At 47.4% G+C, this 11,576-nt stretch carries 6 protein-coding genes; 1 reads left to right on the top strand and 5 read right to left on the bottom strand.

The window, feature by feature from the left end; genetic code table 11:
• Positions 1-101: 101 nt before the first annotated feature.
• The 4 genes from K1X61_16175 to ppdK form a co-directional block, all read right to left on the bottom strand.
• Positions 102-2,351 (bottom strand): T9SS type A sorting domain-containing protein, encoded by a 2,250-nt coding sequence (locus K1X61_16175; GenBank protein MBX7110189.1) that lies wholly within the window; start codon positions 2,349-2,351, stop codon positions 102-104.
• Between the two features lie 328 nt (positions 2,352-2,679).
• Positions 2,680-4,998, bottom strand: coding sequence for a UvrD-helicase domain-containing protein (locus K1X61_16170; protein ID MBX7110188.1), 2,319 nt, complete (start codon positions 4,996-4,998; stop codon positions 2,680-2,682).
• A gap of 178 nt (positions 4,999-5,176) precedes the next feature.
• Entirely contained in the window at positions 5,177-6,235 is a 1,059-nt protein-coding gene (locus K1X61_16165; GenBank protein MBX7110187.1) for a hypothetical protein, read from the bottom strand.
• Between the two features lie 267 nt (positions 6,236-6,502).
• Positions 6,503-9,313, bottom strand: a complete 2,811-nt coding sequence (gene ppdK, locus K1X61_16160; GenBank protein MBX7110186.1) for a pyruvate, phosphate dikinase — start codon at positions 9,311-9,313, stop codon at positions 6,503-6,505.
• A 316-nt stretch (positions 9,314-9,629) separates the two neighbouring features.
• Between ppdK and K1X61_16155 the strand changes: the two genes are divergently transcribed.
• Positions 9,630-10,088, top strand: coding sequence for a DUF4920 domain-containing protein (locus K1X61_16155; GenBank protein MBX7110185.1), 459 nt, complete (start codon positions 9,630-9,632; stop codon positions 10,086-10,088).
• A gap of 164 nt (positions 10,089-10,252) precedes the next feature.
• Here the strand turns inward: K1X61_16155 and rimO are convergent, their stop codons facing one another.
• Positions 10,253-11,563 carry a 30S ribosomal protein S12 methylthiotransferase RimO gene (gene rimO, locus K1X61_16150; protein ID MBX7110184.1) on the bottom strand — a complete coding sequence of 437 codons (1,311 nt, stop codon included), beginning with the start codon at positions 11,561-11,563 and terminating at the stop codon, positions 10,253-10,255.
• Positions 11,564-11,576: the final 13 nt, after the last annotated feature.

The following is an 11,576-nucleotide window of genomic DNA, read 5'->3' as shown; positions in this document are numbered from 1 at the left end:
CGTAACCTTACAGCCATCTAAAACAAAGCCGCCATTCCAAGAAATGAAATGGCGGCTGCAGTTTGGTTACCACTTAGCGGTGGAAATATGCAGATGTTCTATCAGCGCTCTATTATAAACTTCTTGTGGGTGATTTCATTTCCATTTCTTATTTGCAGGAAGTAGATGCCACTATTCAATCCATTAAGATCAAAGTGAAAAGTGTTTTCACCAACAAATGCTTCCATGGATTGTGTGAACATAATTTTACCGGACACATCAAACACATAAAAATCAACCGGCGAATTTACAGGACTGCTGTAGTACACCGTGATATCACCGTTGGCAGGATTCGGATAGATATTCGCTGATGCTGTAAGCACCGCTTGCTCCTCCGAAATTTTATATGGCGTGCTGCTGAGCGAAGCAAGGAAAGTATAACACTGCGACGCACTGAATCCTGTGCTATGGCTGTAAATTTTTACTTTGTAAGTGCCCACCACACTGGTATTATAGGTAATGATTTCATTGGTGGTGCCGGAATACTTTGATGATAAAATTTTTGTGCCGCTGGTATTCAGCAGATCAATATCATAATCTGCCGGCAACGTGGTGAGCGTTACTTTAATATTCGGTTGTGATACGGTATTATTGAAACTGAAGAAATCCTTGTCACTGGAAACATTGATCATGCCGTAAGTGGCGGTGTTTGCAGCGACCGCCTTAGCTGTATTTTTTGTCTCATTTGGTTCGTAATTGTCAACACATGCTCCCATAGAAGTGATAAATGTGGAGGATGATGAATAGGAGCTCGAACCTGCTGTGCAAACACTCTGCACCTGGAATTCATACTGTGTTCCCTGCGTGAGGCCGCTGATTGCTTTTGAGGTGGTGGTTGACGTGGCAGCTATCCAGGTAGAAGTGCCTGTAGGACGGTATTGAATATTGTAACTGTTGGCACCGGATGCGGTTGACCAGTTTAAGGTTGCTGATGTGGTGGTGATAGAAGATGCTGTGAGACCGGTTGGCACAACACAAGGGCCGGTGCATCCGGAAGTAAGGCAGGAAGCGGCATCAACAGCCCCTTGTATGGCAGCGGCAGGCAATGGCCCGAACCCTTTATTGAAATTTATTCCATAAGAAGTGAGATGGCAATAACTCATAATTGTTCCGCCTCCAACAGGAGCAGGTCCGGGGGAGCAACCTCCTTCTGTTGTATAACAATTGTCGATAGCACCGCCGGGCCATGAACAGTTGTGCGTATGATAGGATCCCATCAGGTGGCCCAGCTCATGCGTGCAAACCATGATCGTCCAGGAATAGGTGGGCACCGTGTTGTAGCCAAAATCCACATCCGAATAACAGTATTTGTTGGTGGATGAACACATACCATTGATAGTAGATGCCACGCCTCCCAATCCTCCCGGATCAATCCCAACCAATTGCCCGAGGTCCCCGTTAAAAGTTGGGCGGTTCGATTTAAACTTGCTCAATTGAGAAGAGGATGTGGTGCCATTATAAGGATCACCGGTTGTCCAGATATAAATTTGCGAGATGGAGGCAGTAACTGCATCATTGCTGTAAAGTGTTGCCACATTATTATGCACAGCGGTCATCCAGTTAGTGGCCGTGGTGGTGGAGCTGCCGTTATTGATGTACAGGTTATTATCCATTTCATAGTAAATCCTGACACAGTTTGTAGTACGCAACGTTGCGCCATTGGCTGCATATTGCTGGAGCAATGGAGCATAGGAAGGATCATCAACGGTGGCGCAGGCGGATTCCTTTGCCGGCAGATGTTTATCGGAATAAATCACATAGTCGTAATTTTTTGCAGAGGCATCCTGGCTTTTCCCGATATTGATATTGTCGTATTGTTCGGTTGAAACGACGCCCATCATCTCACCGTCGAAGAAACTCAGTGCTGCCAGTGAGTTCTCGTCCCCTTTCACAATGCCACGGTAATAGATACCGGGTGTGTATGAAATGGCTTCACCGTTCGACTGGTCGGTTACTACCGTGAAATCATCGGTGAGGATATTCACCTTGTATAACTCCAGCGTGATGTTCCTGTCATCATACGGAAAACTGAATGTGATGAATTCATCATTGGCAGCTTTCATAGTGGCAAGCGCATTCATGTCGAGTGTTACGGCAAGTGCTTTCCTGATGTCAGGCTGCAAAACCGCAGAACGTGCTGCGTTAATGCTGAACAGTGATACCGGCTTAATGGCAAGCCCGCTGTTTTTCAGGTTGCTTACCTGTTGTGCAATTGGTCGTGCCGGAATGCCCTGCGCAACGATGGTGTGGCTGAAGATGAACTGCAGGCATAAGGCAGTCATCATGATCATTAGTACTGGTTTGCTTCTCATGGTTTTTTGAATTTAAGGGGATTACAGGAAAGTACTGTTATAAAGAAATGGGGCGTGCAGAACGGTGGCAATGAGGTGCAAAGAAATTTCAATTTTCTGTAAATGCCAAAAAACATTCCCTTGCCGGGAAACCCGCTATCGGTTATAAATTGATGGGCACGTTGCAGCATCTGCCTGGAGCAGACCCGGCTGCCATGGCTGGCAAAGAACTGAATCCCGCTGAATTCAACCAAGAGAAGAGCAAGGAAACCTGAGCATTGCATGATTCTGAATGAATCAGCCTATGAGACTGGTAAGAATTTGCAGCAAGAGCTTTGGCCGAATATGGCTATCCTTCCTGCATCATATTTTTCTCCACGATACGCAGCTTGGCATACCGCAGCATGATCTTCTTCTGCCCCACATCATTCCCAAAAAAGATGGTGGCCATTTTATCTTTGACATTGCCTTCCATCTGCAGCACCTTACCGATTCCAAACCGCTGATGTTCCACCTCCATGCCTACCTGTATCTTGCTGATGTCGGCCGCCACAAATTCGCCGGCTGGCTTGTGCACATATTGCGGTGCCCTGATGACAGGCACGGTGGCTTTGCTGAATTTTTCTTCCTGCGAAGAGGCCGGCATGTCGCGGTGCTGGAAATGCTTTTCAATTAAGCGGTGGTCAATTTCATCAATAAAACGGCTGGCTTCGGAATATGTAAGATTTCCATACCGGTACCTTGATGTTGCATAGGTCAGTGTCAGCTTATGTTCGGCACGGGTGATGGCTACATAAAACAACCGCCGTTCTTCTTCCAGCTCATCGCGGCTGCCCATTGCCATCTGATTGGGAAAAAGGTTTTCTTCCAGGCCCACCACATACACACAGGCAAATTCAAGTCCTTTGGCCGAATGAATCGTCATCAGCTTCACACGGTCTTCATCGCCGTTGTCCTTATCGGCATCCGTCAGCAGCGTAATTTCCTGCAGGTAAGTACCCAGGCTCCGGTCCATCATTTTTTCATTCAGTAATTCGCCATCCACCGTTACCCATTCCTGTTCAACAGGATCTTTTCCATCATCAAAAGGCGTGCGTTCGGTAAATTCCTTAATACCGTTCAGTAATCCCTGCATGTTTTCATAACGGCTCAGCCCTTCAATCGTTTTGTCGTTATACAATTCATTCAGCAATCCCGAGGATTTGGCAATGTGCGAGGCCAGGTCGAAAGCATTATGCGTCTTCAGCATAATGGAAAAGCTTTTGATCTTCGTCACAAACTCATTGATGGCATGCGCGGCCCTGTTGCCTGGCATCAGTTCATTATACTTTTCCAGCACTTCCCATAAGCGAAGGCCTTTCTCGCTGGCTGTCAGCAGGCATTTTTCAATCGTGGTCTGCCCTATGCCGCGCGCGGGATAATTGACAATACGTTTCAGCGATTCCTCATCATAGTGATTGACGGTTAAACGCAGGTAAGCAAGGAGGTCCTTAATTTCTTTGCGCTGATAAAAAGAAATGCCGCCATACACCACGTAGGGAATATTAAGGCGGCGCAATGCTTCTTCAAAAGCACGCGACTGCGCATGGGTGCGATAGAGGATGACAAAATCTTTATTCATCCGCTGGAAGCGCATTTTTTCTTCGAAGATGCTGTCCACCACCATCCTGCCTTCATCATTATCGCTGCCCGCTTTCAGCAGTTTTATCTTTTCTCCCACATGATTATCCGTCCAGATCTGCTTGGTAAGCTGCATGGTATTGTTTCCGATAACCTTATTGGCCGCATGTACGATGTGCTTGGTGGAGCGGTAATTCTGTTCGAGCTTAAACACCTGCAACTCGGGGTAATCCTTTTCAAAATTGAGAATGTTGGCGATAGTGGCCCCTCGAAAAGAATAGATGCTTTGTGCATCATCACCCACCACGCAAATGTTCTGGTGCACATCGCCGAGCTTTTTTACAATGGCATACTGGGCGCCATTGGTATCCTGGAACTCATCAATCATGATATAGCGGAAACGCTGCTGGTATTTATGCAATGCATCGGGAAATTTGTCGAGCAGGTAATACATCTTATACAGCAGATCATCGAAATCCATTGCGCCCGCCATGAAACACCGTTTCGCATATAACTCATACAATATTCCGATTTTAGGCCGGCCGGCCGCTGCATCATCGGCCATCACGTTTACATCATCCTGGTATGCGTGCGGACTGATCAGGTTGTTTTTAGCTGCGGAAATCCTGTTCAGAACGATGTTGGGTTTATACAGTGAGTCCGGCAGACCTTGCTCTTTAATGATGGTCTTCAGTAATCCTTTGGAATCATCTGTATCATATATTGTGAAGTTGGAAGGATAACCAAGCCGCTCTGCTTCATAGCGCAATATGCGGGCAAATACGGAGTGAAACGTTCCGATATAGAGATTGCGTGCTTCGTTGCCCATGATAGTTGCAATACGCTCACGCATTGCCGCTGCCGCCTTATTGGTGAAGGTAAGCGCCAGTATGCGGAAGGCATCCACTTTCATCTCCAGCAGGTAAGCAATACGATAGGTAAGCACCCGTGTTTTGCCGGAACCCGGGCCGGCCACAATCATTACAGGGCCTTCGGTAGCCATAACAGCCTGCCGCTGTATATCATTCAGTTGATCAAGATAACTCATCGCTTCAAAATTAGGATATGAGGGAGAATAGTTACCGGTTAATTTTCAACAAAAAGCGAGATGGGTAATGGGAATGGAAAGGTTGTTAACTTCAATATCGAAATACATCGCACATCATAAATTTACAGTCGCGCCACCTTGTGCGGTGATCTGCGGTAAACAGATCAACCTCTTTATTTTATTGTTCCATCCGGTCTATAGCAGCCAGCAGGGCTTTAACCGTTTCATTGCTAAGTAATTTGTCCATCGACAACGCATCCATATTTTTTTGCAGTTGCTTTCTTGCCTTGAACAGGTAGGGCAGGCCCAGTCGCTCTTGCTCATGCGGTGGCAGCTGCGAGATTTTTTTTAAGAGCCGGATGAAGTTGCGATTGAGTGTATTGACATAGGTTTCCGTCACATCCGTGCCGCCATCGACGATCCATCGCCGGATGGAGTTTAAATAGTTAGGCAGTGAAATATAAAAACTTCCGAAGCCGATATATTTCTCCAATGTGATAACCCGGTGCGCAAAGTTTCCCGGCATGAACAACGTCCTGTTTTCAGATACAATAAACCAGTGCGCACTTTTCAGCGATAAAAATTTATCCATGGTGAAATGCGCCTCATCTTCCACTACATCAAAGGAACAATCTTCCAGACCAGCCTGCTGCCCTTCCATCCTGTCCCAGGCAAACCACAATTTTTTGCCGGTAAAGCAATGATTGCTTCCGTCGCCGTCGTCAGTATGCGAATCGCTGAAAATGCCCCTTGAGCTGATCACCATCGTCAGCATCTCAAGGAAAGACAATTCAGCGGTAAACCTTGGTAAGATGTTGAAATAGCTGACGGCATCAGCGTCAATGTGTTTGAATAACCGTGTCCCCCTGAAATGCAGATCTGTGACGCCAAAACGCGACCGCCCTCTCGTCCAGCGATCCACTGCATCCCGCACGGTTACCTTCAACTCCGTATGTTTTGTTCCCGTCCTGATTTTAATACGTTCCTTTTGCGGAATACCCTTGCGTAACAGCTGCAGCAAGTAAGCTGTCTTATCCTCACCCAGTGGTATTTTGAGGGCAACCGGATAATCATGAAAGACGATTGTTTTGCCTTCCATCATGCTCCTGTACAGCATATCCCGTGAATATTTACGGGGCGCAAGGTATTTTTCAGAAAGTTGATTGATATCAGCCGGTGTAAATTTCAGCGAAGGGTCAAACTGCAATGCTTCATAAATCGCATTAATGGGTGTCATGTAGTGCAGCTTGGATTTTCAGTTGATGCGACAGCAGAGATAAAGAAGATGCAATGAAGGATACTGTCAAATATAGTAGAATAATTAATTTTTAATTCCTTCAATCAACATTTTGCATTTGCGGGAAAGCATGCATCGCACCTGCATAAGTCGATCCTGCTACGCAGGCAAGGCCTCCTGCAAAATCAGGAAGAGCAGTGTAAACGCAAAAAAAAGCCGGGTGATGTTTCCGCCACCCGGCAAAATAATTTCTATCAGCGCCTGCTTCTATTTCACCAGTAATTGGGCATGCGCTGCTGCAAGCCTTGCAACTGGCACACGGGGACCGGAACAGGAAACATAGTTCAACCCTATCTCATGGCAAAACATAATGGAAGACGGTTCGCCACCGTGTTCACCGCAGATACCCACTTTCAGGTTGCTGTGGTTCCTGCGACCGTCATTCACAGCCATCCGCATCAGTTTACCCATGGCCTTTTTATCAAGCATCTCAAACGGGTTGTCTTTCAAAACTCCGCTGGAAATATAGAAGGGCAGAAATTTATTCTCGGCGTCTTCACGTGAGAAAGAGAATGTTGCCTGGGTAAGGTCATTGGTACCGAATGAAAAGAATTCAGCAACATTTGCCAGCTCATCTGCCTGCAGGCATGCGCGCACTACTTCGATCATCGTGCCATACTTAAACTGCAGTTTGATCTTGTTTGTGTTTTCAACCTTAGCCCTCACTTCTTCAACAAATACTTTCACCTGTTGCAGTTCTTCCGCAGCGCAGACCTGTGGCACCATGATTTCGGGCCTTACATCAATACCTGCCAGCTGGCATTCAGCAGTTGCTTCCAGGATGGCTTGTATCTGCATCTTATAAATTTCCGGAAAGCTCAGTCCCAGCCGTACGCCCCTGTGTCCCAGCATCGGATTCACTTCATGCAGCTCGCGTACCTTTTTTAACATCCGCACTTTCTTTTCAATCGCTTTTTCTATCAGTTCCATGCCGGACGGTGTAAACGGTTCGGCGGCACGGCCGGCTATGGCAAGATCTGCCTCCAGCAGGCGCAGGCTGCTGAATAAGTCAGCCACGCCGCTCACGGTTCCCCGCAGGTTTCGCAGGTGATCCAACTCATCTTTGATCACATCAGCAGTTGGCAGAAATTCATGAATGGGCGGATCGAGCAATCTGACGGTTACAGGTTTTCCCTGCATCACCATGAAGATCTCCCTGAAATCTTTGCGCTGAATATCTTTCAGCCTGTTAAGCGCCGCTTCACGTTCTTCTTTCGTGGAAGCAAGTATCATTTCCACGACAACAGGCAAGCGATCAGCATCATTGAACATCCTCTCCGTGCGGCACAGCCCGATGCCCATGGCACCGAAGGCAAGCGCCTTCTCTGCCGCCGCCGGTGTATCGGCGTTAGCGTAAACCTTCAGCATAGCCATTTCATCCGCCCAGCTCAATAATGTTTTCAGCTCACCGGAAAAAGTTGGTTCTACTGTCGGAATCATGCCTTTGTATACAAGACCGGAACCACCATCAATGGTGATGTAATCCCCTTCGTGCAAAATTTTTTCACCAATCTCCGCCTGCCTTAATTTCACATCCACCTTAATGCCCTCCGCTCCTGCCACACAGGGTTTACCCATTCCCCTGGCTACTACTGCCGCATGCGATGTTTTTCCGCCACGGCTCGTGAGGATACCCTGCGATGCGAAGAAGCCATGAATGTCTTCGGGTTTGGTTTCTTCCCGCACGAGGATCACCTTATCGCCTGCACGGCCGAGCAACTCGGCACGGTCTGCATCAAATACCACATGGCCTGAGGCAGCGCCCGGTGAAGCCGGTAACCCTTGTGCCAGCGGCTCTGCTTTAAAATCCGGATCGAGGCGCGGATGCAGCAACTGTTCCAGCATGTCAGGTTTGATGCGCAGCAATGCCTGCTGCTTGTCGATGAGCCCTTCCTTAACCATTTCAACAGAGGTGCGTACCATTGCGGTGGTATTCATTTTGCCATTGCGGGTTTGCAGGCAAAAGAGGACCCCTTTTTCAATTGTGTATTCGAAATCCTGAATCTCCCGGTAATGGGCTTCCAGCTTATGGCGCAGTTCCTCCAGTTGCTTGTATAATCCGGGCATCTCCACGGCAAGTTGCGCGACGGGTTTGGGAGTGCGGATACCGGCAACAACATCTTCACCCTGGGCATTGGTGAGGTATTCGCCAAACATCACATTTTCACCTGTTCCGGGGTCGCGGGTGAAACCAACGCCGGTGGCACAATCATTTCCCATGTTTCCGAAAACCATCGTTACCACGTTTACCGCGGTGCCATTAGCCATGGCCGGCGTGATCTTAAACTCACGGCGATAATCCACCGCACGTTTTCCCATCCACGAGTTAAAGACAGCCTTGATGGCTATTTCGAGTTGGGAATAAACATCTTCCGGAAATGGTTTGCCTGTATGTTCACGAACCACCGTGAGAAAACGATTGCTGATTTCCTGGAGGTCGACGGTATTTAATCCCACATCCACCAGTACGCCGGCTCTTTTCTTCACCTCTTCAAAATGAACATCAAATTTTTCATCGGGCACACCGAGTGCTACCTTGCCGAAAAGCTGAATAAATCTGCGGTAGGCGTCGTAGCAGAAGCGTTCGTTATTGGTTTGTCTGATCAGCCCCTTTAATGTTTTGGCATTGAGGCCGAGGTTTAATATGGTATCCATCATGCCCGGCATTGACATGGCAGAGCCGGACCGTACGGATACAAGCAATGGATTTTCGGGCTCACCGAACTTTTTACCGGTGGCCTTTTCCAGTTGAATCATGTTTGCGCTCACTTCATCCATCAGGCCATCGGGTAATTTTTGCTCCGGCGCGGCCAGAAATGCGAGGCATGCTTCCGTGGTAACCACAAAACCCGGCGGAACATTGAGGCCGATTTGTGTCATCTCGCAAAGGTTAGCGCCTTTGCCGCCCAGGAGATGTTTATTTTTTCCATCGCCATCTTTAAAGGCGAATACAAATTGCACTGGTTTATCATGAACTTGAACCGCCTTAGCCGGTTCCAACAGGTCAGAAGTTTTCATGGCTGAATGTATTTATGCATTAAATGATGCAAGTTATCCATGGCCAGAAAGCGCAACACATGACATTGGTCAGGTTTAGCGGAGATAAAAATCATGTTTTGAAAACAGGAATCGCAGTCAAGACCATCTCTGCAACCACCGTAGGTAATTCAAAGCGTCATTACATTAAGTTCCTGCAAATAGGCGCAGTGCGCACGTTCCAGCCTGCATTGATTGCAGGAAATGCAGTTGTCGTTTGCCTTAGTTCCGCTTATAATGATGCATGTTACTTCATAATAAAAAATACAGGTTAAATTTGCAATAAACAAAACACGTTATGAAACAGATACGATTGCTGATTATTGTATTATTGGGTGTGGCACTCAGCGGCAGCCTGATGGCGCAGGAAGCCGCTTACTATGGAAAAAAAATAGATGAAAAAGATGCTATGTCTATGGCAAGGCTGGAAAAGGCAATAGAAGGAAAAGACAGCCTCCAGGTAAAAGTGACGGGCACCGTGGTGGAATGTTGCCAGGCCAAGGGCTGCTGGATGACGATTGACAAAGGTGATGGTACCACGATGCGGGTGAAGTTTAAAGATTATGGATTTTTTGTACCCAAAGACAGCGGTGGAAAAACTGCAGTGATGGAAGGAACTGCCATTGTACAGACCGTTTCGGTGGATGAACAACGTCATTATGCCGAAGATGCCGGCAAATCCAAAGCAGAGATAAAAACTATCAAGGAGCCTAGCCGGCAGCTTGTATTCATTGCCGATGGCGTAATACTGAAATAGCGGTAAAGCATTCAAGACCCGTCTGCAGCTACTCAGTGCAAATTGCGGAACAGGTATCATCTCGGTTTGCATGTTAGAACCTAGGCAGAGCTGTTCAGGCTTTATGCGTCATTTTCTTCTATCACCGAAGGCGCGTGAATGGAGGGCTATCGTGTAATCCGGCTTTATACCGGTTCACCATACAGATCAAAGGCTTCTGCATGGCTGATGCGGATGGTCGCAAAATCACCGATGCGCAGGTAGTGTTTACTCGCATCAACAAGTACTTCATTATCCACTTCCGGAGAATCATATTCTGTTCTGCCGATAAAATAATTCCCTTCCTTCCGGTCAATTAACACGCGAAAGGTTTTGCCTTTCTTTTCCTGGTTGAGGGCCAGTGATATTTCTTCCTGCACGCTCATCACACGTGCCGCACGCAATTGTTTTTCCTCATCGGGTACATCATCCATCATTGCATAGCCGGAAGTACCTTCTTCCGGGGAATACGTGAAGACGCCTACACGTTCAAACTTCATCTCTTTAATAAATTCGATCAGTTCAACAACATCTTCCTCCGTCTCACCGGGAAAACCTACCAGCATGGTTGTGCGCAATGCAATGCCGGGCACTTTTTGCCGGATGGTGGCAATCAGCTCAATTATTTCCTGCTTTGAAATCTGCCTGCGCATAGCGGTCAGCATGATATCGCTGATGTGTTGCAGCGGAATGTCTAAATAGTTGCAGATATTTTCACGTTCGCGTATCACATCAAGTATGTCAACCGGAAATTTCCCGGGATAGGCATAATGCAGGCGAATCCATTCAAGTCCCGGCACATCTGCCAGGGCATGCAACAAAGCAGCGAGCCTTCGTTCCTTGTAGAGATCCAATCCATAGTAGGTGAGTTCCTGGGCGATAAGGATAACTTCCTTTACACCATTCCTGACAAGGCCTTTTGCTTCAGCCACAATTTCTTCCACCGGCCTGGAGATATGTTTGCCACGCATCAGCGGAATGGCGCAAAAGGAACAGGTGCGGTTACACCCTTCAGAAATTTTCAGATAGGCATAATGTGCAGGATTGATCAGCATCCGTTCTCCTATCAGTTCATGCCTGTAGTCGGCGCCGAGCTTATGCAGCAGTGCCGGCAATTCCATAGTGCCGAAATATGCATCCACTTCAGGGATCTCTTCTTCCAGCTCATTCCGGTACCGTTCACTTAAGCACCCGGTGACATACAACTTACGAATACCGCCATCAATTTTTATGGCGGCGTATTCGAGGATAGTATTGATCGATTCTTCTTTGGCACGGTCAATAAATCCGCAGGTATTGATGATTACGATATCGGATGATCCATGCTCCTTCTCATGCGTTACTGCAAAATCATTTGCACGCAACTGCCCCATCATCACCTCGCTGTCTACCATGTTTTTGGAACAGCCCAGTGTAATTACATTGATGGTCGGTTTCTCAATTGATTTTGTGCGCATACCTTTCCCTACG

The organism is Chitinophagales bacterium (genome assembly GCA_019694975.1).
GTDB lineage: Bacteria > Bacteroidota > Bacteroidia > Chitinophagales > UBA10324 > JACCZZ01.
The sequence above is the reverse complement of the archived record's forward strand: the minus strand, read 5'-3'. Positions and strand labels throughout refer to the sequence as shown.